Origin of the sequence: Streptomyces daghestanicus, from assembly GCF_020521275.1 — a bacterium.
In the GTDB taxonomy this organism is placed as follows: Bacteria; Actinomycetota; Actinomycetes; order Streptomycetales; family Streptomycetaceae; genus Streptomyces; species Streptomyces griseoviridis.
This window is the reverse complement of the sequence record NZ_BNDX01000007.1, coordinates 1-24,017: the sequence shown is the minus strand read 5'-3', so window position 1 is coordinate 24,017 and position 24,017 is coordinate 1. Positions and strand designations below refer to the sequence as shown.

The 24,017-nt window shown below is 71.0% G+C and carries 20 protein-coding genes and 2 pseudogenes; 12 read left to right on the top strand and 10 right to left on the bottom strand.

Annotation, left to right across the window (positions count from 1 at the left end):
- Positions 1 to 30 precede the first annotated feature (30 nt).
- The 6 genes from Sdagh_RS07465 to Sdagh_RS07440 all read left to right on the top strand — a co-directional run bounded on the left by Sdagh_RS07465 (position 31) and on the right by Sdagh_RS07440 (position 7,019).
- Complete coding sequence (locus Sdagh_RS07465; protein WP_189419522.1) at positions 31 to 606, top strand: TetR/AcrR family transcriptional regulator; 576 nt, start codon at positions 31 to 33, stop codon at positions 604 to 606.
- Between the two features lie 409 nt (positions 607 to 1,015).
- On the top strand, positions 1,016 to 1,882 hold the full coding sequence (locus tag Sdagh_RS07460; RefSeq protein ID WP_226534821.1) for an SDR family NAD(P)-dependent oxidoreductase: 867 nt from the start codon (positions 1,016 to 1,018) through the stop codon (positions 1,880 to 1,882).
- Between the two features lie 172 nt (positions 1,883 to 2,054).
- Positions 2,055 to 4,289 carry an MMPL family transporter gene (locus Sdagh_RS07455; RefSeq protein WP_190076848.1) on the top strand — a complete coding sequence of 745 codons (2,235 nt, stop codon included), beginning with the start codon at positions 2,055 to 2,057 and terminating at the stop codon, positions 4,287 to 4,289.
- Between the two features lie 285 nt (positions 4,290 to 4,574).
- Positions 4,575 to 5,795 carry a sensor histidine kinase gene (locus Sdagh_RS07450; protein ID WP_226534819.1) on the top strand — a complete coding sequence of 407 codons (1,221 nt, stop codon included), beginning with the start codon at positions 4,575 to 4,577 and terminating at the stop codon, positions 5,793 to 5,795.
- Positions 5,792 to 6,469 (top strand): response regulator, encoded by a 678-nt coding sequence (locus tag Sdagh_RS07445; RefSeq protein WP_190076850.1) that lies wholly within the window; start codon positions 5,792 to 5,794, stop codon positions 6,467 to 6,469. Before Sdagh_RS07450 ends, Sdagh_RS07445 begins: the two co-directional genes overlap by 4 nt.
- A 244-nt stretch (positions 6,470 to 6,713) precedes the next feature.
- Entirely contained in the window at positions 6,714 to 7,019 is a 306-nt protein-coding gene (locus tag Sdagh_RS07440) for a hypothetical protein (protein WP_189425079.1), read from the top strand.
- 1,055 nt (positions 7,020 to 8,074) lie between these two features.
- On the opposite strand, the gene Sdagh_RS07435 is transcribed toward Sdagh_RS07440, so the two are convergent.
- Positions 8,075 to 9,022, bottom strand: a complete 948-nt coding sequence (locus tag Sdagh_RS07435) for an alpha/beta hydrolase (RefSeq protein WP_226534817.1) — start codon at positions 9,020 to 9,022, stop codon at positions 8,075 to 8,077.
- Positions 9,023 to 9,120: 98 nt separating this feature from the next.
- Between Sdagh_RS07435 and Sdagh_RS07430 the strand changes: the two genes are divergently transcribed.
- Positions 9,121 to 9,756, top strand: coding sequence for a TetR/AcrR family transcriptional regulator (locus Sdagh_RS07430; RefSeq protein ID WP_189425081.1), 636 nt, complete (start codon positions 9,121 to 9,123; stop codon positions 9,754 to 9,756).
- Positions 9,757 to 10,041: 285 nt separating this feature from the next.
- Positions 10,042 to 10,377, top strand: a pseudogene (locus tag Sdagh_RS07425) (transposase); the annotation flags it as partial.
- Here the strand turns inward: Sdagh_RS07425 and Sdagh_RS07420 are convergent.
- Positions 10,345 to 10,641 (bottom strand): ArsR/SmtB family transcription factor, encoded by a 297-nt coding sequence (locus tag Sdagh_RS07420; RefSeq protein ID WP_190076871.1) that lies wholly within the window; start codon positions 10,639 to 10,641, stop codon positions 10,345 to 10,347. The pseudogene Sdagh_RS07425 and the gene Sdagh_RS07420 sit on opposite strands and share 33 nt — an antisense overlap.
- Before the next feature lie 324 nt (positions 10,642 to 10,965).
- On the opposite strand from Sdagh_RS07420, the gene Sdagh_RS07415 reads away from it, so the two are divergent.
- Complete coding sequence (locus tag Sdagh_RS07415) at positions 10,966 to 11,730, top strand: GNAT family N-acetyltransferase (RefSeq protein WP_190076851.1); 765 nt, start codon at positions 10,966 to 10,968, stop codon at positions 11,728 to 11,730.
- Positions 11,731 to 11,782: 52 nt separating this feature from the next.
- Here Sdagh_RS07415 and Sdagh_RS37160 read toward each other — a convergent pair.
- From Sdagh_RS37160 to Sdagh_RS36665, 3 genes and pseudogenes are all read right to left on the bottom strand, one after another.
- A pseudogene (locus tag Sdagh_RS37160) lies at positions 11,783 to 11,954 on the bottom strand (IS5 family transposase); the annotation flags it as partial.
- A 67-nt stretch (positions 11,955 to 12,021) separates the two neighbouring features.
- Positions 12,022 to 12,189, bottom strand: a complete 168-nt coding sequence (locus Sdagh_RS36670) for an SDR family oxidoreductase (RefSeq protein ID WP_229867929.1) — start codon at positions 12,187 to 12,189, stop codon at positions 12,022 to 12,024.
- Between the two features lie 484 nt (positions 12,190 to 12,673).
- Entirely contained in the window at positions 12,674 to 12,835 is a 162-nt protein-coding gene (locus tag Sdagh_RS36665) for a hypothetical protein (RefSeq protein WP_308288738.1), read from the bottom strand.
- Positions 12,836 to 13,008: 173 nt separating this feature from the next.
- Between Sdagh_RS36665 and Sdagh_RS07400 the strand changes: the two genes are divergently transcribed.
- Entirely contained in the window at positions 13,009 to 14,268 is a 1,260-nt protein-coding gene (locus Sdagh_RS07400) for a MerR family transcriptional regulator (protein WP_226534815.1), read from the top strand.
- 197 nt (positions 14,269 to 14,465) lie between these two features.
- Here Sdagh_RS07400 and Sdagh_RS07395 read toward each other — a convergent pair whose 3' ends face one another.
- The 5 genes from Sdagh_RS07395 to Sdagh_RS07375 all read right to left on the bottom strand — a co-directional run bounded on the left by Sdagh_RS07395 (position 14,466) and on the right by Sdagh_RS07375 (position 22,443).
- Positions 14,466 to 16,685 carry a DEAD/DEAH box helicase gene (locus Sdagh_RS07395; protein WP_372478420.1) on the bottom strand — a complete coding sequence of 740 codons (2,220 nt, stop codon included), beginning with the start codon at positions 16,683 to 16,685 and terminating at the stop codon, positions 14,466 to 14,468.
- Between the two features lie 293 nt (positions 16,686 to 16,978).
- Positions 16,979 to 17,947 (bottom strand): TniB family NTP-binding protein, encoded by a 969-nt coding sequence (locus Sdagh_RS07390; protein ID WP_190076872.1) that lies wholly within the window; start codon positions 17,945 to 17,947, stop codon positions 16,979 to 16,981.
- Positions 17,948 to 18,027: 80 nt separating this feature from the next.
- A complete protein-coding gene (locus Sdagh_RS07385) occupies positions 18,028 to 20,130 on the bottom strand; it encodes a TnsB C-terminal domain-containing protein (protein ID WP_190076853.1) in 2,103 nt (700 codons plus the stop codon).
- Positions 20,127 to 20,885 (bottom strand): TnsA-like heteromeric transposase endonuclease subunit, encoded by a 759-nt coding sequence (locus Sdagh_RS07380; RefSeq protein WP_190076854.1) that lies wholly within the window; start codon positions 20,883 to 20,885, stop codon positions 20,127 to 20,129. The genes Sdagh_RS07385 and Sdagh_RS07380 overlap by 4 nt, the downstream gene beginning before the upstream one ends.
- Before the next feature lie 160 nt (positions 20,886 to 21,045).
- Positions 21,046 to 22,443: a DNA-binding protein gene (locus Sdagh_RS07375; RefSeq protein WP_190076855.1), complete on the bottom strand. Its 1,398-nt coding sequence runs from the start codon at positions 22,441 to 22,443 to the stop codon at positions 21,046 to 21,048.
- Positions 22,444 to 22,630: 187 nt separating this feature from the next.
- On the opposite strand from Sdagh_RS07375, the gene Sdagh_RS07370 reads away from it, so the two are divergent.
- Complete coding sequence (locus tag Sdagh_RS07370; protein ID WP_190076856.1) at positions 22,631 to 23,239, top strand: hypothetical protein; 609 nt, start codon at positions 22,631 to 22,633, stop codon at positions 23,237 to 23,239.
- Positions 23,233 to 24,017, top strand: a 785-nt coding sequence (locus Sdagh_RS07365; protein ID WP_226534812.1) for a hypothetical protein, incomplete at its 3' end; no start/stop codon positions are given. The genes Sdagh_RS07370 and Sdagh_RS07365, both read left to right, overlap by 7 nt.

Below are 24,017 nucleotides of genomic sequence, written 5' to 3'. Positions count from 1 at the left end.
CAACCGAAGACAGGCGCCGGAGGAACCCGCATGCCCCCCACCCCTCGCCGGACCAGGAGCGATGCGCTGCAGAATCGGGGACGCCTGCTGGAGGTCGCCGCGCGGGTCTTCGCCGAGCAGGGGCTGGACACCGCACCGGCCGCCATCGCCAAGCAGGCCGGCGTCGGTGTCGGCACGCTCTACCGGCACTTCCCGACACGGGAAGCCCTCATCGACGCCGCCTACCGACACCAACTCGCCCGCGTGTGTGAGAAGGTGCCAGACCTCCTCACCCGGCATCCGGCCGCCGAGGCCACTCGCATCTGGACGGAACACTTCCTCGAGTACGCCACGGCCAAGAGCGGCATGTCCGCAGCGCTCAACGCGGTCATCGCCTCCGGAGTCGACCCGTACAGCGACAGCCGCGCACTCCTGACCGACGCCGTCGCCACCCTCCTCGATGCCGGCGCCCACGACGGCAGCCTGCGAACCGACGTCACCCCCCACGATGTCCTCCTCCTCATGGGCGGCATCGCCTATTCCGTGCGGCACGGCGGCAAAGAGCAGGCCCGTCGGCTCATCGACCTCCTCATGGACGCGTTGACCAAGGGTTCGACCACGAGCTGAACACAAGCTCCCGGATCCGACGCGTCCAACGTGCGCGCGCCGGCACGGCCGATCCACCGAACGGCGCTGCCGGCGCTCAATGGGGCTCCAGGCTCATGGCGCGCACCGAACTCCGGGCGCATCCCTCAGGAGTTCCTGGTGCCGTGCGGCCGATGCCGGTGAGGGGGACGGTCCTACGGCGGCGGTCCTCGGGGTCGCCGCTCCGGGCGGCCATGCCGAGGCGCGCGAGGCCTTCGACGATCTGGGCATGCGCTGGTCGACCTGTTCGCGCGAGCTGTGCGCGAGGGCGAGGAAGGACAGGCCCACTTGCTCGGGGGGCACCGGCTGCCGTTGTTGATTCGTGCCGCTCCATGGGTCGGGTATCCTCACACAACATAATCATGAGGTACCTCACGAAATGGGTTGTGAGATGGATCGTCCCGTCGCCGTGATCACCGGAGCCACCTCCGGACTGGGTCGCATCGCCGCCTTCGAGTTGGCCCGCCGGGGCTACCGCATCGGCACCGTGGCCCGCTCCCGCGGCAAGGCACAAGCCCTCGTCGCCGACCTGAAGGCGGTGACCGACGAGCCCGTCGATGTCTTCCACGCCGACCTCGGTCTGCTCTCCGACGCCCGCCGCGCAGGCGAGGAGATCGCCGCGCGCTACCCGCGACTGGACGTCCTGGTCAACAACGCCGGCCTGCACGCCTTCGCGCAGCGCATCACCGCCGAGGGTCTCACGGACATGACGGCGGTGAACTACCTCGGCCCGTTCGTCCTGACCAAGGCGCTGACGGCGAAGCTCGGCGCCTCGGCGCCGGCCCGGATCGTCAACGTCGCCTCCGAGGCGGCCCGGCAGGCGAAAACGATCGCTCCGGCCGAGGACCTGCGGCGGACCGAGCCCTACACCCGCAGGGAGTCCATGCCGCTGTACGGGCGCACGAAGCTGATGACCATCATGTGGACGCAGGAGCTGGCCCGCCGCCTGGATGCGGACAAGGTGACCGTGAACTGCTGCGATCCCGGTTTCAACGCCACCGGCCTGGGCCGGGACCTGCCCGGCTCCGCCGTTCTGCAGCGGGTGCTGAACACGCTGAGGATCGGTGATCCCCGCAAGGGCGCCGGCATCATCGTGCGGCTGGCCACCGACCCGGCGTTCGCGGGCACCACCGGCGGCTACTTCGCCGCCCGAGACGCCCGTCCTCTGCAGTGCCCCGAGCCCGGCCGGGACCCGCGCGTGCAGCGGGAGCTGTGGGACGCGACCGAAGCGCTCATCGCCGCCCACCCGGCCGGCTGAGGCCCGGCACGTCCGCCCTGAGGAGGACACCGCCCGGTACCGGGGTACCGCCCCGGGCGCGGATTCGTCCTCCAGTACCTCTTTCCGGCCGCAGGCGACTTCTACGTTCATGGGCGGAGCCTGTCGGGCCCGCCCTCACACATCCGTTTCCCTCCTGGTGGGAGTAATTTTCGTGGCCACCTTTCTCTACCGGCTCGGCCGGCTCGCCTTCCGGCGGCGCCGGCTGGTGCTGCCGGCGTGGATCGCGGTGCTCGTCGCCGCGGTCATCGGCGTCAGCGGCTTCTCGGGCAGCACGACGGACGACTTCACCCTTCCCGGAACCCAGTCGCAGCAGGCCATCGACCTGCTGGAGAAGGAGTTCCCGCAGGCCTCGGCCGCCGGCGCCACGGCTCGTGTGGTCATCGAGGCTCCCGGCGGGCAGAAGCTGACGTCCCCCGCGCACAAGCAGGAGGTGGAGGCGCTGGTCGCCGACCTGCGCAAGGCACCGCAGGTGGCGAGCGTCACCGACCCCTTCACCGCCGGCCTGGTCAGCTCCTCGGGCAACATCGCTTATGCCCAGGTGACCTACGCCGTCCCGCAGGCCGACATCACTCCCGCCGCGTCGGACGCCCTGCATCAAGTGGCGGACAAGGGCGAGAAGGCGAGCCTGAAGATCAGCCTCGGCGGCAACGCGGTGCTGGAGGAGGAGCAGAGCAACGCGGCCGAACTGATCGGCCTGCTGGTCGCCGCCTTCGTCCTGGTCGTCACCTTCGGTTCACTGGTCGCGGCCGGACTGCCGCTGGTGTCCGCGGTCGTCGGCGTCGGCATCGCCCTGTGCGCGATCACCGTCGCCTCGTCGTTCGTCGACATGGCCTCCAACGCGCAGACCCTGGCGCTCATGCTGGGTCTGGCGGTGGCCATCGACTACGCCCTGTTCATCGTCTCCCGCTACCGCACGGAGCTGCGTGAGGGGCACGCGCCCGAGGAAGCCGCCGGGCGGGCCCTGGGCACCGCGGGCTCGGCGGTGGTCTTCGCCGGTCTGACCGTCGTCATCGCGCTCGCCGGTCTGAGCGTCATCGGCATCGCGATGCTCACCACCATGGGCCTGGCCGCGGCCTTCGCCATCATCGTCGCCGTACTGGTCGCTCTCACCCTCCTGCCGGCCACACTGGGCTTCACCGGCACCCGCGTGGCCCACGGCCGCCTCACCACCCGCCGCGTGCGTGCCGAGCAGCACGGCCGGCGCCCCACGATGGGCGTTCGCTGGGGCCGCTTCGTCACCCGCCACCCCTGGAGGATGCTGCTGGCGTCAGTCGTCGGCCTGGGCGTGCTGGCCATTCCGGCACTGTCGCTGCGGCTGACCCTGCCCGACGACAGCATGGCCGCCCCCGGCAGCACCCAGCGCGTGGCCTACGACACCCTCAGCAAGGGTTTCGGGCCGGGCTTCAGCGGCCCGCTGACCATCGTCGTCGACGCCCGGGACGGCGACGACGCCAAGACCGCGGCCACGGCCACCTCCGCCATGCTGAAGGGCCTCGACGACGTCGCCACCGTACGGCCCCCGGTCTTCAACGAGGCCGGTGACGTCGCCCTGATCACCGCAGTGCCGAGCAGCCCGCCCACCAGTCAGGAGACCGTCGACCTGGTCGGCGACATCCGCGAGGGCAGCGACGCGGTGGAGAAGGACAGCGGCACGCAGGTGATGGTGACCGGCACGACCGCGCTCAACATCGACGTCTCCGCCAAGCTCGGCGAGGCGATGGTGCCCTACCTGGCCGTCGTCGTCGGACTCGCACTGGTCCTGCTGCTCCTCGTGTTCCGCTCGGTCCTGATCCCGATCAAGGCCGCAGCCGGCTTCCTGCTCAGTGTCGCCGCCACCCTCGGTGTGCTGGTCGCCGTGTTCCAGTGGGGCTGGCTCAAGAACGTCTTCGGCGTCGACGAGACCGCACCCATCGTCAGCCTGCTGCCCATCCTCCTGATCGGCGTTGTCTTCGGCCTGGCCATGGACTACGAGGTGTTCCTCGTCTCCGGGATGCGCGAGGCGTATGTCCACGGCGCCGGCCCCACCGAGGCGATCGTCACCGGGTTCCGCCATGGCGCCCGCGTGGTCACCGCCGCCGCTGTCATCATGATCTCGGTGTTCGCCGGGTTCCTCCTCGACGACATCGCCTTGGTGAAATCCATCGGCATGGGCCTTGCCACCGCGGTCCTGTTCGACGCTTTCGTCATCCGCATGACCCTCGTGCCCGCGGTGATGACCCTGCTCGGCGCACGGGCCTGGGCCCTTCCCCGCTGGCTCGACCGCCTCCTGCCCAACGTCGACGTGGAGGGCGAGAAGCTCCGCCGGGTACTGGCCGAACGCGACCACCAGACCCGCATCCCCGCGCAGAACGACCAGGAGCCGACGGCGCCCGCGCCCCTCGGGTAGGCACAGCCCCGGCACACCCCGACCCCGCCTGCCGGCCCCCCGAGGGGCGGCAGGCGGTCCCCGAGGCCCGGACAGCGCACCGTGCACCGCGCATCAGCTGTCCGGTCCCTTGCCCCCGCCCGCCAGTTCACGCTCCCCATGGAGCGGCGGGCGGCCTGCCCGGACAGCGAAGAGGCCCCACCTGCCATGAGCGAGCCGACCCCCCGAGAAGCCGTACGCGGCACCTTGCCCCATGCTTCCCGGCTTCCGCGGTCACTGACCAGCGATCCCGACCACCGCCTCACGGTGTCGATCATCAGCGGGCTGGCCGCCTGGCGGATGCTCGACCGCGACCACCCCCGGCTGCGGCTGTGGGCCGTGCCCGTCTTCTGCGCCGTCCTCGCACTGCCCTCCCTGCTCAATCCGGCCAACCGCGCCCACCTGCCCAGCGAGATCGTCCTCACCCTCGCCTACACCACTCCGCTGCTGTGGCGGAAACGACGGCCCGGCCCGGTGTTCGCGATCACCACGACCGCCTCCGTCCTCGCGCTGCCGCTGAACGTCTTCAACGGCGCCGACGCGGCCCGGGTCGTCGCGCTCTGCAACGTTGGCCGCTACGGCACACACCGCCAGCTGGTCCTCGCCTGCACGGTCACCGCCGCCCAGCTCGTTCTGTGGATCGCGGCGTTCTGGGGAAGCGGCCGACTGCAACACGCCAAGCGCCCCGAGATCATCACTCTGCTGGCCATGCTCGCCGTCACCGCCTGCGCCGGACTGGCCCTCACCGGACATCTGGCGAAGGCCTACATCGTGGCTCTGGAGACCGAAAGAGAGCAGCAGACCCGCCTGGCCGCAACCTCGGAACGCACCCGTATCTCCCACGAGATGCACGACATCCTCGGCCACACCCTTGCCGTGATCATCGGCCTTGCCGACGGAGCCGCCGCCGTGGCCAGATCCCGTTCGGAGAAGTCCGCCGACGCCCTCGACCTCATCGGCGACAGCAGCCGCGAGGCCCTCGCGGAACTACGCCGCCTGCTCCTCGTGGTCGACAACCCCGCGACACCGCGGGACACCACCCCGCTCGCCCCGCAGCCGACCCTTGAGGACCTGCCCGCGCTCCTCCACCGCGTCCGCGCCGCCGGTCCCGCCGCCGCCCTGCACACCAGCGGGGACCTGACACCGCTCAGTCCCGGCCTTCAGCTCACCGTCTACCGCATCGTGCAGGAAGCCCTCACCAACACTCTCAAACACGCCGCGGCCGACACCACTGTCGCCGTCGACCTGCACAGGAACGGGGAATCGGTGCACATCATGGTGGAGGACACCGGCCCGGCCCGTGCGGCGGACAGAGAACGGCACACCAGGCACAGCGGGCAAGGACTGGTCGGCATGCGCCACCGCGCCGCCCTCTACCAGGGCCGCATCAGCGCCGGCCCGACCCGCACCGGCGGCTGGCGCGTCCACACCGTCCTGAACACCTCTCGCACCCTGCCCAGCGCCGCCCAGGAGGAGCACCGCATATGACCACCGTCCTTATCGTCGATGACCAGACCCTGCAGCGACTGGGTTTTCGCATGCTCCTCGAAGCACAGCCGGACATCTCAGTCGTCGGCGAAGCCTCCCAGGGGCAGGAGGCCGTTCGCCTGACCGCGCGACTGCGCCCCGACGTCGTCCTGATGGACGTCCGGATGCCCGGCGTCAACGGCATCAAGGCCACCCGCCGCATCGCCGAGTCCGGCGGTCGCTCGCGGGTCCTGGTCCTGACCACCTTCGACCTCGACGAGTACGCCTACGAGGCCCTGCGAGCCGGCGCGGCCGGCTTCTTCCTCAAAGACGCACGCCCCGAGGAACTCGTCGTCGGCATCCGGACCGTGGCGGCCGGCGACAGCGTCATTTCCCCGAGCCTGACCCGCAGACTCATCGACGCCTTCACCACCTCGCACCCCCAACGGACGCCCGGCGCTCCGGTCCTCAGCTGCGCGCAGCGGCGCCAACTGGCCGCCCTGACCGAACGGGAACGCGAAGTTCTCAGCGCCGTCGCCATGGGATGGTCCAACCCCGAGATAGCCGCCCACCTCCACCTGGCCGAGTCGACGGTCAAATCCCACGTCAGCCGCATCTTGGCAAAGATCGACGTCCGCGACCGCGTACAGGCCGTCATTTTCGCCTACGACGTGGGCCTGGCCCGCCCTCAGTGAACCCGCGCGAGCAGACAGACGGACCCCCACTGCCGCCGTCCGACGCGGCCGTCCCTCTGACCGGGCACCCCGCCCCCCCGGACCAGCCGACCCCGACTGTTCGACAACTTCCCCGGAGCACCCCGCCGCCATGCGCCGACACCCCGGCCCCGGCATCCACGACGGGCCATCCGCCTCCAGTCCGTTCCCACCGGCTGCAGCAGCGGCGTGAGCGCCCTCGCGCAGGAAGCCACCGTCCGCCGCCGTGAGCATCGTCGCCTGGGCCGCCGCACACCGCTACCTCCACCTGAGGCTCGGCAAGGGCGTCACAGCGCCCGCCCGGCTGCGCCGCGCGAGCGGGGCCCCGGCGGTCGTCCTGACGGTCCTGGTCCCCACCGGTGTCCTCGCCGCTCAGTACGCGAACTCCCCATTGCTCGTTGTCCGGGAGGAGGCCGAGGGTGGGTCTGCCTGCCAGGTGGAGCTGGCGGTCCGGGTGAGTGCCCTGGTCTTTTCCGACGATCCGGTCCTGTGCCGCGGCTCGGTCTTTCCCTGGGCTGGTGGGTGGATCTGATCCATGCCTGGGAGAAGGTGGTGGTGGTCTCCACCGACCGCGTTGCTGTCGGTGCGCAGTGCGTGGACCGCGCCGTTTGCGTCTTCGTCGGTATCCCGGCCCCGGCCCCGGCCCCGGCTGCGGCTGTGCTGGGCGCGGGCCCGCGTGGACCTGTGCTGGGCCAACCTCGCTGACCCTCTGGGGGGCGTCTGGGCTGGTGCCGGTGGGCTTTGGGGGTCTTGTTGTGCGCTTACTCCGTGCTCCGGCCTGTCACCGCCGCCTGTGTCCGGGCGGCCTGCCCTGGCCTGGGTGTCCTGGACGGCCTTGCCGCCGGGGTCGCTGTGTGCGCCATGCTTCTGCGAACCACCGTCCGTGGAGACAGCCCTCTCCCTGGCCGACCAGTTGCGGAAGCGGGCCGCCGTTGTCTGGGTTCCCACGCGGGATTGCCCGCGTCCGGGCGGGGCAGCGCGGCGGCGGCGGGGGTGGGGGTGGTGGTGGTGAGGTCGTTGGCGGCTTGGTCGCGAGGTTGTGGGGGTGCTGGGGGTGGGGCTGGTGGGGTTGGTGGTGCTGGATGCGGGCGGGCTCGTTTACGGCGCAGGTGACACCATGCCGTGCCTGTCTGCGCTCCCGTGTGTGAAGCGCCTCCCGGTCCGAGGGGGCTGTGCCGGACGTGCCGGAAAGGCTTCACGCAGGAGGGCTGTCGCACTGGAATCGCTGTCGCACTGGAATTCGCGTCTTCCGCGTCCTGCAGGTGTCACCGTTCACCGGCGCTCTGACTCCGGCGGCCGGGCGTGGCGGGTCGGAGGGCGGGTTCAGTGTCTGTTCCTGGATCTCGTTGCGGGCTGGTCAGGGTTCGTTGGGGTTTTCCGGGCGTGAGGGCCTGCTGTTCGGTGGACAGAGGCTGTGACCGGTTGTTGAGCGGTGTATCGGTCGGGATGGTCACGGGTTGTTCGCGGATGAGGTGGCCGGTCCGGGCGGTTGTGGACCGGCCGCCTCAGCGAGGGTCGGCGCAGTGGCGGTAGCTGCCCTGCTTGGGTGCGGCAGGGGTGTGTGCCGGCGGTGCGGCACGGGCCGGGTCAGTTGAAGGCCGTGGCCACGGCGTCCGAGAGCTGGTTCAGTACGTCCCGCGAGAGTTGTACCGAGCCGGTGAAGGAGAGGAAGCCGTGAACGGCTCCTTCGACCTGAAGGTGCTGGACCGGCACACCGGCGTCGGCCAGCTTGCGGGCGTAGTGGTCGCCCTGGTCGCGCAGGGGGTCGTTCTCGGCGGTGGCGATGACGGCGGGAGCGAGTCCGGCCGGTTCGTCGCAGCGCGCCGGCGAGACCCGTGGGTCGGCTCCCTGGTCCGGGGTGCTGAGGTAGGCGCCCCAGAACCACTCGAGGTAGGAACGGGAGAGGACCGGGCCCGTCATGTTCTCGTACATCGAGGGGCTGTCGTCGAACCGGTCGACCGCCGGGTAGGCGAGCACCTGGAGCGTGATGCGAGGTCCCCCGCGGCGCAGGGAGTCCTGTGCGAGAACCGCGGCAAGGTTGCCGCCGGCGCTCTCGCCGAACACGGCGATGCGTCCGCCGTCACCCCCGAAGCCGGGGGCGTTGCCCGCGACCCAGGTCAGCGCCGCGTAGGCGTCGTCGACCGCGGCCGGGAAGCGGTGCTCGGGTGCCAGCCGGTAGTCGACGGAGACCACGATCGTGCCGGAGCGGCTGGTCACGGTGCGGGCGATGTTGTCCTGGGTGTCCAGGTCACCGAAGACCCATCCGCCGCCGTGGAAGAAGAGCGTCACGGGCAGCGGCCCGGCATCCGGTTCGGTGAAGGGCCGGTAGATACGGACGGGTATGCCGCGGCCGTCGGCGACGGCCGTGGTGTCCTGGACGTCGGCGACCGGTACGGGAGTACCGGCCAGGGCGCCGAAGGCGCGCCCGAACGCGCGGTTCTCCGCCACCGTCAGTGTTTCGGGTGCCGGTCCGCCTTTCGCGGCGACTTGCTCGAGCAGGATCTCGATCTGCGGGTCGAGGGACACAGCGCTCACCTGTCTGAAGAGACGGTCCTCCCTTATGGAATGACCTTTCCAGGATCATCGGTCGGGCAAAGTTGGAATGTCAATTCCAGCTTGGGTAGCGTGGGTGCATGAGCGCTTCAGTGAAGGCCGAAGAACCGAAGGAGCAGCGGCTCACCAAGGGCGGCCGCAAGACCCGCGAACGCATCATCGAAGCCGCTGCGGAGCTGATGTTCCACCGTGGTGCGGGGGGCACGAGCATCCCGGACATTCAGGCGGCGGCCGGGGTCAGCGCGTCGCAGATCTACCACTACTTCGGTGACAAACAGGGCTTGGTCCTGGCGGTCATCGATCACCAGACGGACACCCGGCTCGACCAGCAGCGTCCGCTGCTGGACAACCTGGACAGCATCGAGGCCCTGCGCGAGTGGTGCGACAGAGCGGGGAGCCGGCAGGACGCGAGAGGATGCGAAGGCGGCTGCGAGATCGGCTCGCTCGCCAGCGAACTCGCCGACGGCGACCAGTCGGCACGGACCAGACTCGTCTCCGCCTTCGACCGGTGGGAAGGCCCCATCAGGTCGGGACTCGCACGCATGCAGGAACGCGGCGAGCTGAGCGAGCGTGCCGACACCGCCGCGCTCGCCACCGCTCTGCTGGCCGCCGTCCAGGGCGGCATGCTGCTGTCCCAGGTCCGCCGGTCGAGCACCGCCTACCGGCAGGCCGTGTCAGCGGTGATCGACCACATCGAGAGCCACCTCGTCCGGTAGCGGCTTGAGCGTGTCAGTTCACCACCGGCACTCTTTGACCTGCTGGCACAGAGTCCAGAAACAGGCGGTCGAAGAGCGTTTTGTCCCGGCGGGAGTGTTCGGTGGTGCTTCGAAGGGCGAGCGGGTCTGTCGCTGCCGAGGTGAGAGTGGCCGATGCGGCTGCGCGGCAGCAGTCTCCACGGACCTGACCGTTTGAGCCCAGACGCTCCCGTCTGATCCCAAAGCGCCCCGGTTGACGCCGTTTGCGCCCTGGGGCGGTGCCATGCCTGACGGTACTGCCGGAACATGACGCGACAGCGCCCGTATCCCAGCGGCCTGTCCGATGCACGCTGGGAACCGATCGGGCCCGCGCTCACCGCCCGGCGGCCCGCGCTCACCGCCTGGCGGGCCGGGCACAGGAGCAAGGGGCCGGACACCGGCCGCCCGCCCGAACACGACCTGCGCCGCAGCACGGACGCCATCCTCCACGTCGACCGCACGGGCATCCCGTGACGGTACCTGCCGCACGATTCCGCTCCGGGGGAGACGGTCTACGGCTGCTTCGCCGCCTGGCGGAAGGAAGACATCTTCGACCGGCTCAACGGCCTGCTACGGCGCCTCCAGGAGCGCGAGCGGTCCGGGGAATCTCTTCTCGATGTCCGCGCGTCGTAGCCGGATGCCCCTGCGGTTGCCGTAGTCGGTCTCGTCCATGAGACCTGCCTCGCGCAGGACGCGGAAGTGGTGGGCCTGGGTCTGCTTCGAGATCGGAAGATCGAACGAGTTGCAGCCCCGCTCGTTGTCGCTGTGGTCGGCGGCCAACTCCGTCATCACCGACCGGCGGTGCTCGTCGGCGGGGGCACGAAACGCCGCACCCGGATCGAACGCGTCGGCCTGCGGGCCGACCAGGTTCTCAGCTGGGGCCCATCACGCGCGCGGGTTCACCCGTACGAGGCTTCAGGAAACCCGTAACCCGCACACTGCCTACCATTCCGCCCAGAAAGTAAGAAAACAGGAGCAAGAGCACGAATGTGTCGAAGCCAAGCTCATGTCCCTCGGCGCCCCCGCGCCCCGGGCCGGCTGCGACCCGGCCCTAGCGGTCGGCGGCCAGGCCGCTGACCTTTTCGCCGAAGCAGTTCACCGCCTGAAATGTCATGCGGTCTTTGCGTGGTCGTGCTGGGATCAATCGCTATGAATGATTGTTTCCCTGACGAAGTCGATCTGATGGACAGGATGGAACGGAACCTGGCGGAACACGCTTGTCATCTGCACCGGAATACGTCCGGTGCGACCGTCGCAGAGGCCGGCGACCTCCTGGTCGCGGACAGCGGCTTGGACGACGACACGTTCAACATCGTCGCCGCAGCCCGCTTCACCGCCGCCAACGCTACTGCCCGCATCACCGAGACCGTCGGGACGCTGATCGACTCAGGCCGCAGTTTCTCCTGGTGGGTGGGCCCTGCCGCGACACCGGCAGACCTCACTGCCCGCCTGACGGCGGCCGGTCTGCCGGTCTCCGAACGCGAGACGGCGATGTGGGCGGAGCTGGACGACACCTTGCCGCCTCCCGCCGTCCCGGGACTGGACATCCGGGCAGTGACCACGCCCGAACAACTCGCCGACTACGCCACGGTCCTCGCCGCGAACTGGAATCCACCCGCCGAAACCGTCAGACGCTTCTTCGCCCAGTCCGCTTCGCCGGCGCTGGCCGCGACCTGCCCGGCCCGGTACCTGGTGGGCTACGTGGACAACCGTCCGGTCTGCTCCGCCGAGGTGTTCCACCACGCGGGAGTCGCCGGCATTTACAACATCACCACCCTGGCCGCCCACCGCCGGCGCGGCTACGGCGGCGCCATCACGCTCGCGGCCCTGCGCACGGCCCGCGAGCGAGACCACCGCATCGCGGTCCTGCAGGCGTCGGCCGACGGCGAACCCGTCTACCGCCGCCTGGGATTCCGTTCCTGCGGCCAGTTCGTCGAACATGCCCTTACCCGCTGAACCGCCACAACTCCACGGGCTGTCCGTCCGCCAGCCCTGAATGAGCCAGGCGCAGCCACTCATTGACGGCCGCTACGAAGACGGTGGCCTCGTAGCGGCCCCGCGAGCTTGTCGTATCTCGTGGCCACAGCCCGGTTCCTTTCGAGGCGGTTGATGCCGCGCTCGACGGCATGCCGAGCCTTGTAGTCCTCGGCGTTGAACGGTGATCGACCACATCGAGAGCCACCTCGTCCGGTAGCGGCTTGAGAGTGTCAGTTCACCACAGGCACCCATTGACCTGCTGGTAGAGAGTCAAGAGACAGGCAGCCAGAGGGGGGTGAGGACGGTGCCGTCGTCGATGGTGTGCTCGGCGCCCGTGATGGCGGCGGCACGGTCGAAGACGAGGAAAGCGACCAGCTCGGCCACCTCCTCGGGGCGTGCCGGGCGGCCGAGGGGGATGCCACCGAGTAGGGCCGGCACCTGGTCCCAGGCCGCGGCCCGGCCGATGCCCTGTGCGTCGGCGAAGCGGGCGACGGAGGGCCGAGGTGCCCTCCGTCGCGATCCCGCCCGGGCAGACGACGCTGACCCGAACTCCGCGCGGGGCCAGTTCCCGGGCGAGGCCCTTGCTCTACGTGGCCAGCGCGGCCTTGGCAGCGGCGTAGCCGAGTGCGGCGTCGGGCAGGGGCAGCCGGCGCTGGATGAAGGAGATGTGGACGACGGCCCCCGGCCCGTGTCCCGCATCGCCGGGAGCAGTGCGCGATCGAGGCGCACGGCGACCAGCGGACTGAGGGCGAACTCGTCCTGCCAGTGGGCGTCGGTGAGGGCGGCGAACCCGCCGGCCGACGCGTGCGAGCCGCCGAGCGTGTACACGACGACATCCGGGATGCCGAACCGGTCACGCACCGCCGGGACCACGGCGTCGATGCCGCCAGGCGCAGTCAGGTCGGCCGTGACGAAGAGCGGCTCACCCGCCGTGGCCGCGGGCGCCGTGCGGGACCGTCGGGAGCACAGCGGCGCCGGCCGCGCGCAGGCGGGCCGTGATCGCGGCGCCGGTGCCCCGCCCGGCGCCGGTGACGACGGCGAGACCCCCCGCGAGGCCGGGGGAGACGAAAGGGAGGCCGGTCATGCCCCGCAGCGTGCCGCTTCCTGCGGCACCCGGGCCAAGCGCTGCACTCTCCCCCTGCGGGAAGGCGCACAGCCGGGCGCGCTGACGACCGGCGAGTTCTCCCGGCTGACCCACCTGAGCATCCGTACGCTGCGCCGCTACCACAGAGGCCGGGCTGCTGGACATCCGCGCACATGGACCCGGCGAGCGGCTACCGCTACTACGACCCCGGCCAGATCCCCAGCGCACAGGTCACCTCCCGGCTGCGGGAACTCGACGTACCGCTCGCCGACGTCCGGCGGATCCTGCCCACCCCGGGCCCGACCGTGCGCGCCCACCTGGTGGGCGAGCACCTCCAGCGGCTCCAGGACCAGCTGTCGCGGACCCAGGCGGCCGTCGCGTCGCTGCGACGGCCACTGCGCCCCGAACCGGCCGGTGCCGCCGTCGAACTGCGCCACGTGCCCGCGCGGCACGTGGCCGCGGTGCGGGGCACGGCACCCACGAGGGGCGCTGTCCCGGTACACGGGCACGACGGCCGAGCTGGACGCCGTCATCGACGCACCCACGGACCCCGCGGGCGGCCTCTGCGACAACGCGCTGTTCAGCGAGGACCGCGGGGACGTGCTCGTGTACGTCCCGGCCGCCGCGCCCGTGCCGTACCTGGGGCGCGCGCCCACGGCACCGACCTGCCGCCCGCCGAGCTGGCGATCACCGTGCACCCGGGACCCCACGACACCACCGACGTCACCTACGGCGAGCTGGGCAGGCGGGCCGCCGGCCACGCCCTCGCCGTGACCGGGCCGGTGCGCGAGACCTACCTCGTGGGCCCGCGCGACACCCCGGCCGCCGAAGAGTGGCGCACCGAGATCGGCTGGCCGGTGTTCCGGGTCGCCGATGCCGGCCCCCGCCCGGACCGAGCCCGGCACGGCCCGGCTGGGACACGGGGCCGCGTCGGTCGACCGCCGCCCGCCGATCGGACGACGGCCAGCGATAGGGCAGGTCGTCGGGCGTTTCCGGTAAACAGCGGCGCGTACGTGTCAGGGCCCCTTGCACACGAGCGCGGACCGGTGGCTCAGGCGGAACGTCTACTCGCCGGGCCAGGGCGCCAGCTCACCGGCGTCGGCGAGGGCGGGCTGGCCGCGGACAGGGACATGCGGAGGGACCGCCGCGTTTCCGGCGACCAGCGAGACGGCGCAGCCGTCCTGGTGACCCGGCCCCCGCCACACCCGGCATGCCTCCAGACCGCAACGGACCAGGGCGGCGCGTGGCCTGGAGAACTGCCCTGCCTACGAAGAGGCGTACGGGCCACTGCCGAAATCTGGTTCACCAACGCCGACGCCGACCAGCACGCCGTCGCCCACTACGGGGAGACCGGCACCGTGGCCACCGAGTGGAACCGCGGCCCCGCCGGCAGCGACGTCGCGCCCGACCAGCCGGAGACCGCCCGCCGGTGACGCGGGCTGCACCGGATGGCCTCGACAGCCGACGGCGGCCCCGCCCACTTCCCTCAGCGCGGTGAGGCCGGCGAGCTGCGGCGGACCGCGCCATCCCCCTCGCGGACCCGCGCGAGCATCGGCTCCACGGCGGCTACAGGACGACACGGCAGTGGACCGGCGCAGAAGTCTGCCCGCCCCACTGCCATGCCTGTCCACTACGACCACCGCATCCCGATCGCGGACAGCAGTTCCACCCGCTCCGGGGCCAGCGTCGCGGCCCGGCTGCGCTGGTTCCCGATCCATACGCCGAGCCGCAGCTCCCGAACCCCCTGCCCCTCGCCACTGCCACCGCTCCCGCCGCCGACGACGATCGTCTCGACGTGCTTGCGCGGCACGCGCAGGTGTCCTTCGCGCTGGTAGTACTGGCGGGCGGCGGCGTAGTTCATGGCCCATTTGTCGGCCTGGGTGCGGCGCGGCTTCGGCTTCTCGTCCCCGGTGGCGGGCTCGATGCCGAGGATGTGTTCACACATCCACTGCCGCACGGTGGTGAGCTTGTCCCAGCCCAGCCGGACCGACCGGACCCACCGGCCAAGGTCCTCACCCTGGTGCACCACCTCGCCCGGCCCCAACGGCAGCTCGCCGCCGGCCTCCAGGTGCAGCCGGACCAGATGGAAGGCACGCTGCCACTCCACCGGCCAGGCCGGGCACCACGACGGGTCGATGTCCTCCAGCTGCTCGCGCCGCGCCTCGGACAGCGCTCCGGCCGCCGACCCCACCACAAGCCCTTCGGCGCGCCGCTGCTCGTTCTCGGCGGCCTTGCGGGCTGCGGCCCGTTGGTTCTTCAGCCAGATACCCACCCGATACCCCTTGTAGGTGGCGTCCAGCGGGGCCAGGAGGTGACCCGCCTCGGCTGCCCACCCACGGGCGGCTGCGAGACCTTCTTCCCATGCGACGTCGTAGTGCGACCAGATCATGCCGAGCTTCTCCAGCTCCCAGGCGCGGTCGTCATCCATGTCCCCGCGGGCGTAGAACCTTCTGGCGTCGGCGATCCATTGACCAAGGGGAAAACCGGCGAGCGTGGCCGGCCACTCCTCGGCTTCGGCCTCCTGGTCGTCGCGGCCGGGCACGCGAAACGTGAACGGGACCTTCAGGTCGCCGTGGAGCCGGTGGTAGACGACGGCGGCCTCGATGCCGCGCCGCCAGTGCTGGTACTCGGGGTTGAGGACCCGCAGGTTGATGAACGCAGCCAGCTGCGCGGGGTCACGCGGCGTGCTGAACTTCAGCAGTGCCCGGGCCGGCACCGACAGCCGGTCGCTTCGGTCGCCGGCCTCCCCTTCACCCTCGTCGCTGCCGGAGCGGCTCTGCACGCCCCGGACGCGGCTCTGTGCCTGCTGTTCGGCGAGTTGCTCCACGACTCGGGCATCGTGCGCCCGCAGCGCTCCCAGCAGCTCGGCCAGCCCGCCGTACGCCCTGCTGGTGAGCATGTTGTTCGGCGTCTCCCCGGGCCCGAGCAGGACCGGAACCACGAGAGAGGCGACCTTGCCCTCACCGGGCTGCATCCGCAGCGCCCGGCCGACGGCCTGGACGAGGTCGGGCATGGAGCCGCGTACGTCCGCGAAGTACACGGAGTCGCAACGGGATGTGTCGACGCCTTCGCCGAGGATGCGAACACTGCTCAGGAAGGTCTTCTCCACGACGGTGCCGTCGTCGGCGATGCCGTCGGCGAACTCGGCGAGCACCCGGCGCCGGTGGCCTGGCTTGTGCTCTCCGCACAGCCAGTCAGCCCAGACGGTGCCCGGGTACAGATCCGGGTCCGCACTGTGCAACTGCGCGGCGACGTCGGGGAGGCCGACCGCGAACGCCTCGGCTTCCCTGACCATGTGGTGGAAGACGAGCGTGCGCCGGAAGCCTTCCTCGGCCGAGGCTTTCACCAGGGCGGTCTGCAGTGCGGCGAGCCGTGCCCCGCGCACCTCCTCGGACCGTGCGTCGGCGCCGAGGAGCTGGGCAGCCTGAAGCTGGGTGTCGGTGATGTCCACACACACCACCTGATACGACGCGCAGATCCCCCGGTCGATCGCCTCCGACAGCGTCAACGTGTAGCACCGGGCGCCGAACGGCCCGTCGGGATCGTCCTCCATCGACGCGACCAGCTCACCCGGGACGCCCTGCCCGGCCTCCTCGTCCAGTTGCCACAGCCGGGGTGTGGCGGTCATGTACAGGCGCCGCAGGGCGGGGATACGGGTGTTGTCGTGAACGACTGCCCATGGCTTTCCGATCCGCCCCGATGTCCGGTGCGCCTCATCGACCACGATCAGGTCCCATCCCGGCAGGCCCGCGGCATAGGCGCGCTCGAGCGTGCCCAGCCCGAGGGAGGCGTAGGTGGCGAACACGGTCACCTTGTCGAAGGGGCGCGCCCAGGCGACGAGCTCGTCCACGTCCGTGGTGTTGGGGAAGGACGCCTCCTCGCCCCGCAGGGACGAGACCCCGATCACCGGCTAACGCTTGGAGGGGGGTTTGTTGGTGTGCTGAGGCGTTGCTGGTCTGGGGTGTTGTGGGTTTGCTGAGAAGTCGAGTGGGCGGTTGGGTCGGGGTGGGCGGGGTGTGTGAGCTGGGGTTATGTGTGGTGTGTGGAGGGTGGCGGGGTGGGTTGTAGGTAGTTCTAGCGTGTAATGGCTCGGTTTGTGTTTGTGCTGGTCAGAACTGTTTTTCCTAGTTGGTTGGGTTGGGGTTAGCGGCTGGGGGTGGGGCGGTTGTGTAGTTCGGCGAGGTGGTCGAGTTGTACCGCGTCGAGGGTGGTTTTGGTGATGCGTTCGGTGCCGTCGTGGATGGCGGTGATGGCGGCTTGGCGGATGAGTCTGGTGAGGGATCCGATGCGGCCGGCGGTGCGCTGGTGGAGGTAGGGGGCGTGGCGGGGGAGGGTGCCGGGTTTGTGGTGGTGGAGGTCGAGGGCGTTTTCGATGTCGGTGATGACGTCGCGGAAGGGGCGGTGGGTGCCGTGTCGGGCGGGGAGGGGGCCGCAGGTGATGAGGGTGGCCCGTCCGGCGAGCTGGGCGCCGCGGGTGCCGCTGAACAGGGGTGTGTCGGTGACGTTGATGCCGGCGTAGACGAAGGTGGCGGCCAGGCGTTCGGTGAGGTCTTTGAGGAGGTCGGCGGTCTGGGCGCCGGTGGTGGTGCGGGGGTTGAGGCGGTGGATCTCATCGATGAGGACGAGCTGGACGCCGGCGTGGGTGTAGGTGTGGCAGACGGCGTCGGTGATCTGGGTCTGGGTCATGCGGGTGGTGACGGGGATGCCGAGGTAGCGGGCGAACTCGGTGATGAGGGTTTTCGCGGTGGCGCCGGGCGGGACGAGGACGTAGGCGACGGGTGCTGTGGCGTGGGCTGATCCGGGCGGGGGCGGGTTCTTGCGGGTGTGGGCGAGGTGGCAGGCGCGGCCGACGTTGAGCAGGGCGGTGGTTTTCCCGGCGGCGGCGGGGCCGGTGACGATGAGGGAGGGCCGTGCGGTGGTCTGCTGGTGGCGGCCGAGGATCATCAGGGTGCGGACCTGGGTGGTGAGCTGGCTGATGGCGGGGGTGCGGATGGTGACGAACGCGGAGTGGTAGGCGAGGCGTTCGTCGGTGCTGCGGGGCGGGTCGCCGGGCTGGGGCGGGGAGACGGGGGCGGTGGTGGCGAAGTGGTGCCAGCCCTGCCAGGTGGTCAGGGGCCAGGACAACTCGGCCGTGGCGTTGCTGTCCGCATCGGCGGGTGCGCTGGGTGGTTGGTGCGCTGCGGGGCGGGTGTTCACCACTTTTCGGCTTCCTTGTGGGCGTCGTAGAGCCCGAATCCGGTGGCCGCGGCGGGGCGGGTGCCGTCGTCGGGGAGGTCGTCGAGGTCGTCGATGCTGTCGTCCTCGTCGTGTGGTGCGGGCTCGCCGGCGGCGGGTGCGGTGCCGTGGTGCGGGTGCCGGGCGGCGGGGACCGGCATTGTGGCGCGGGCGAGGAGGGCTTGCTCGGCGGTGGTGGCGTGGCCGCTGGTCACGCGGCGCATGAGCTGGTCGAGGGCGTCGGCCAGGGCCGCTTCGTGTTGCTGGGTGTCGTCGTGGTTGCTGTGCTGGGCGTGGGTTCGGATGTGCTGCCAGGTGTGGTCGTTGAACGGCTGGTGGACGTGGTCGCGGTGGATCCAGGGGATTTCGGTCAGCCCGCCGTCGGTGAGGCGTACCCAGATCTGGCGGACGTCGTGGGGGTTGTAGTGGATTTCCCATTTCCCGCCCCGGCCGGCGACGGGGGAGGTTTGGCCGCGGTAGGGGGCGAGGAGATCGGCGTCGTAGGTGCGGTGGTGGATGGTGATGCCGGCGGGGGTGATGGCCTGCCAGCGCACCGGGAGCAGTTCGAGGTAGTCGTGGCCGGTGAGCGGGACGGGGACGTGTCCGGCGACGGCGACGAGCGCGGCCCACATCTGGTTCGGGGTGAGGGCCTTCTTCGGCATCAGCGGGTGGCGCAGGCCTTCGTGGGGCCGGTGGTGGTAGTGCACCAGCCATTCGTCGAGGAGGTCCTGGAGCTGGGGGACGCTGTAGCAGGCGTCTTTCTCGGTGTCGGGGCCGCGGCGGGTGACGTCGGAGCCGGTGTAGCCGGGCAGGTGCTGGCAGAACAGGTGGTTGATGGTGCCGAAGGTCCGCTCGACGATGCCTTTGGCGGTGGGGGCGTGGGGCGGGGCGGGCTGGACGCTGATGCCGAGGTGTTCGCAGGCGGCGGTGAACGCGGTGGAGACGAAGACTCTGCCGCGGTCGACGACGATCGTCTCGGGCAGGACGACGGGCCGGGCCGCAGCCCCGGCCAGGCGCTCGTCCAGCGTGGCCAGCCGCTGGTGGGGGAGTTGGGGGGCGTGGTCCATGCGCAGGATGTCCGGCCAGGTCGGCCGGGCGGGGTGGGGTACGGCCATCTCGGCGAGCAGCAGGGCCGCGTCGACGGCTTTGGTCGCGCGCGGGCACAGCACGGCGGCGAGGATGGCGCGGGTGGCGACGTCGACGGCGATGGTGAGCTCCGGGCGGGCCAGGCGGCCGTCGTCGAAGAGGGCGAGGACGTCCAGGCGGGTGGTGTCGATCTGGACCTGCTCGCCGGGCCGCAGTGCCGTGGCGGGGGTGAACGCCGGCCCGTCGACGCTGGCTGGCACCTGCCGCACGGGCCCCGTGGGCAGTTCACCGGGCCGGGCCAGAGCGGTGACGAGCCGGTAGAGCGTGGCCTGCGACGGTGCGGGCACCGTGCCGGGGCCGTGCCGGTCGGTGAGGATCTGGTGGATGAGCGGGAACAGTCCGTTGATGGTGCCGCGGGAGCGGCCGCGGCGGCGGCGCAGCGCTTCGCGGACGGCGGCGACGACCCGCTCGTCGGCCCGGCCGGTGGGGCTGGAGGCGCGGGTGGTGCGGTGGTCGAGGAGCCCCCACAGGCCCTGTTTGCGGTAGGCCAGGCGCATGCGCTGCACCGTGGTGCGCGATACCCGGCCGAAACCCAGCGCGGTCAGCTCTGCCGATTTGGCCTGCTCGCGTTCGGCCAGCGTGTGCCGCTGCGGGTCGTACTGCGGCCGCACCGTTCCTTCGCTGCCGGGCCCGCCGGTGAGCCCGCATTCGACTTCCCGCACATGCCGCTGCCAGGCCAGCGCCTTCTCACGCGCCGCGGCGGGGGCGGTCTCGAACAGCCCCCACTGCGGGGCCGCCTGCGGCGTATCGGCGCCGATGACGGCGAAGCCGGGGTCGGCGAACAGGTGCCCGGCGAGCACGGCCTCACCACCGCCGTCCGGGCCGACGAGGTGGATCTCCTGCCCCGACAGGGCAACGACCTGCCACGTCACGCCGCCGTACCGGACGCGCGCGCCGGGCTTCACGGCCGGCCGGGCATCGCGCCGCGCGCTCACCCGGCACCTCCCGTCTCGTCCGGGCCGCTCCAGCCCCGCGGGCCGACGAGGGTTCGTTCGTGTAGTGGCGTCGTGAGGCCGGCCGTCAAATGCCCGTGCCACAGGGCGTGGAAGACGCAGGGGAGAACCTCGATCGGGTCGCCGACCGCTTCGGTTCCTTCGATCAGTGGACGCGGCCGCCTGAACGCCTCCGCAACCGCCGTCGCCAGACCGGGGCGGCCGGCGTTGCGGGGGTGACGGTAGCCGGCCAGCCATTTCAGGTTGGCGGCCGCGACGTCGTCGAGCGGTGGGAGGCGCCGGTAGGTCCAGCCGATGTGCACGCACGCCTCGGTTACCGCATGGGCGGCGTTGAGGGCGCGTTCGCCGCCGGCGTCCGGGTGGCCGGGGCAGTCGGCGAGCAGCGCGGTGCCGTCGGCACGGCGGGCGAAGAGCTGCGGCACCCAGGAACGCGCCTGCCCGCGGGGATTACGCCAGAGCAGCCGCACGGGCCGCCCCGCCAGGCCTGTCACGTCCGGGTCGCGGTCCAGGACCATCAGCTGGGTGCGCATCGCGTTCGATCCCGCGGCCACGTGCCGCCCGGTGGTCGCCGACCACCACAAGCCCGGCCCCCAGCGCCGCCCCGGCACGGCCGGGAACGCCGATACCGGCGGCAGATCTTCGAACGCCACGGTCATGGCGGCATCTGCCCACCGCTGCTGGACCGCCTGCCCCACCGGGTCGAGGAACACCGCCTCGAACCCGCCGCCCTGGTCCACGCCCGCTCGCCCTGCCCGGCTACGGGGCCGGGCCGCTCCTGTGCTGGTCACCCGCGCCAGCCAAGCCACTCCCGCCAGCAGACGCCGCCGTTTTCAGTATTCCTGCCACGAACGAGTGCCGTATCAGCTAACAGTCGATCCGTCCCTCGGCGCGTCGCTCTCAGCCGCTGTCTTCCTGCCCGCCCGCGGTCAGCATCTCCCGGAGCACCTCGACGGGTATGTCCACCCACCGGGCCACCTCTTCCAGGGGCACCCCGCCGTTCACCGCCGCCACCGCGGTCCGGTTCCAGGCGTTCTCGATCAGGCCAGCACTGTGACCGAGGCCGCGCAGCAGCCGCCGGGCGACCTCGGCGGTCGGCCCGGTCTGTACCCCGCGCAGCTGCAGCAGCTGTTCCTCGGTGCTGTCGATAGCGCTGGTGATCAGCCTGCGCTGCTCGGCGGGTACCGCAGCCCGCCACATCGTCCCCGAACCGGGCGCTTTCTTCTCCTTGCCCAGCACCCGCAGCTGGCCGGCCATGGTCGAGCTCTGGTGTTCCTGCCGCAGCCACCACGGGTCGTTGTCGTACCCGGGCGCCCCGCCTGCGCCGCGGCGAAGGCGGATGACGCTGCCCATCCACGCGATGAGCGGCCCGCCGTGGTCGGCTGCGGCCAGCGGCCCCAGCCACGCACGCCCCAGCAGCTCACCGAGCCTGCGGCAGAACATTCCGTCGGCAGGCAGCGCCTGCGGGCGTCCGGCACCGCTGTCCGCCCACACCAGCTCGGCCATGTCCGGGTCCAGCAGCGCGTCGGCGAGGGCCACCACCTCGGGGAAGACAACCGCGTCCCGACCCACGATCCGCCACCGCTCCAGGTCCCCTCCGGCGTTGCCGCCCGCCACCTGGTGCAGACGCCGCGGCCAAATGGTCTCTTGCTCCCAGTGGAGGGCCTGCCCCCACCACCGAGCCACCACCGCATGCGCCAGGGCGAACACCCTCGCTGGCTCGGCCCCGGCCCGTACCGCCCGTCGCTCTACACCGGCCCACCGCCGCTGCGCCGCGACACCCTCCGGCAGACCCCGCAGGTCGAGGTGCTCAAGCGGTTGGTCGGCGTCCGCGTCCAGGAGCCACCGCCCGTGCCGGACACACACCCGCTCCCATCGCGGCGCGTACCGCACCACCCGCACGGCCGTCCCCGTACGTCGGGCCGTGCACAGACGACAGCCGAACGCTACCGGCCCGGCGACCGCACCGCCGGTCCGCCACGCCGCCGCCGGCTCCCCGGCATCCGCGGCCGGCAGGCGGGCATCCTCCCGCCCCCAGGACGGCAACGCCCGCGCCAGCACACCCTCCTCCACGCCGCACAGGCCTGCCAGGAGCTGCCGCCCCGCCGTGTTCAACAGCACCTCGGCGTCCGCCCGCCCGCCTCCGCCGTCGTGCCGAGGCTTGTGGCTGCGCCACTTCCAGCAGGACCGCAACGCCGTCGCTTCCAGTCCGTAGCGGCTGGCGATGCGGCAGATCAGCGACGAGGTCGTCTCTCTGTTCAGGGGAGCGGTTCGCAGAAGGCCGGGGGGAAGGGTCACTTCACCACGGTCTCGTGTCCGTCGATCAGGGGGGCGTCTTCGCGGCAGTTCCTTGCGGCCTGCGGCCGTCCTTGGCTCACTTCCTCAGGGCCGCAGCGGCCCCTTTCTGAAGCCGACGGCCGCAACGTGACGGGAGATTAGCCCGATCGAGCACATCGTGATGATCCGATCGCACTAAGCTACGCCTGTGGTGGTTGGCGAAGACGCTCAAGTGAAGGGCTTCTCGGGAGCTCGAAGAGCCAAGCAGTGGCTCGAGGGCACGATGCGCATCTTCGGTGCGTACGCGAACACGGACTCGGAGTCCTGCGGCCGTCGGCTGACCCTCGCCTGGCCGTACGGAGGTCGGACCTTCTCCTTCGATCTGGGCGGCGCCATGCGCGGCGATCCTTACCAGAACGACATGTTCTGCGCAGAGGTCAAGAACTATGCGCAACCCAGCGACCAGGGGACGCAGTTCGACGAGTTTCTCGCCAAATGCTACGTCGCCGCCCAGGCCCAGCACCATCTCAGCGACCACTTCATGTGGATCACTTGGGCACCGTTCCGGGCGAACTCCTGGTCCACCCTCAACTCGCCTGACCAGGTGGAGAGTGCAGTCCTTCAACACAGCAGTCGCGTTCTCGGCACCAGCAACCCCGAGGAAGCCCGAAAACTTTTGGACAGCGAACTCGCCCAGTCGGTTGCCGCACGCCTGTGGCTGATCGTCCTCTCGGACAAGCAGGAAACCCTCCTGCCGCTCAAGGACTGGGCAGCCATCGTCGCTGCCGAACTCACCCGCAGAGAGGGCTCGTGGTGAACCTCGTCGAACAGTCGATTGCCCAGGCCATGGACGAGCCCGACGACCGGATGATGTTCACCCAGGTCAAGGACATCGTCGCCCGGCACCTGCGCCGCATGGACCCCGGCGCCACCGTCACCAAAACCGAATTCTTCAACCACACCCACGTCCCCGACATGGTTCTGGAATGGCCCAGCCGACCGCGCACACCCCGCCGGTTCATCTACCTGCGCACCACATCGGACCAGCGCGAACTAGAGGACGACCTGCAACGTCTTCCCCGCGCGGACCGGCCGGTGCTTCTCGCCCTCGGTCAACTGTCCTCCACGCGGCAACGAGGAGACCTCCCTCCGCTACCCGGCACCAGCACGTCGCTCCTCCTCGACACTTCCGCGCTCGGCGCACTCCAGCCGGCCGACGACTCTCCCGGCATCCCTCAGCTGGTGTCCCGCTCCGTCCTCGAGGGCGGCCGCGGCACCCTCGACAGACCGGCCACCGAGGAATTCCTGAATACGGTCGTCCAGGGAGCGGAAGCCGCCCGCGCGGGAGAACACGTTCCCACCCGCGATGCTGTCGACGCCCTCACCGCGCAGATGACCACCGACGTCGCCGACCGGATGTCAGCCTTCCTCGCCGCGCTCTGGCAAGGCGGCGGATCCACACTCGCCAGCTTCCCCGCACCCCAGCGAGGCGTCGGCCATCTCGACGAGACAGCCCTGATGTACCTACTGGAATCCGAGGACATCACCGACACCGCGTTCTGGGACCGGGTCGTCCGCATGATCAGCCTCCCTAC